The sequence below is a fragment of the Gilvimarinus sp. 1_MG-2023 genome (assembly GCF_030548285.1).
In genome coordinates this window covers 1-376 of record NZ_JAUOSC010000318.1, presented here as the reverse complement: position 1 = coordinate 376, position 376 = coordinate 1, and the positions used below count along the sequence as shown (strand labels likewise).

The window sequence follows — 376 nt, the reverse complement described above, 5'->3', positions numbered from 1 at the left end:
CATCATTGCTAACAACCAGCCAGCTACGATAAGTATCGTAGTCACCAGTCTTGCGATCAATATCAACCCGAATGATCGCTTCTTCATCTTCGTAGCGTTTCTTCGCGGCGGCGGCCAGTGCCGATTCAATGGCCTCAAAAATAACGTCTCGCGATACGCCTTTTTCGTTGGAAACCGCTTCCGCGACCAGGAGAATTTCTTTACTCATCTTCCAGCCTCGCTGCTATGCAACCTTAGTTATCAAAATTGGGAACAATATGAGCCTTTTCTATCAGCTCGACAGGTAACAGGTATTCATGATTATCAACCAACAGCACAATATCCTGTTCCTCGATACCCTGAAGACGCCCCTTGAATTTGCGGCGTCCATCAAAGG

The 376-nt window shown here is 47.1% G+C and carries 1 protein-coding gene and 1 pseudogene; both read right to left on the bottom strand.

What is annotated here, in order from left to right; all coding sequences use genetic code 11:
- On the bottom strand, positions 1-208 hold a 208-nt coding region (locus tag Q4563_RS16975), incomplete at its 3' end, for a NusA N-terminal domain-containing protein (RefSeq protein WP_303605325.1).
- A 25-nt stretch (positions 209-233) separates the two neighbouring features.
- Positions 234-376: pseudogene (locus Q4563_RS16970) on the bottom strand (ribosome maturation factor RimP); the annotation flags it as partial.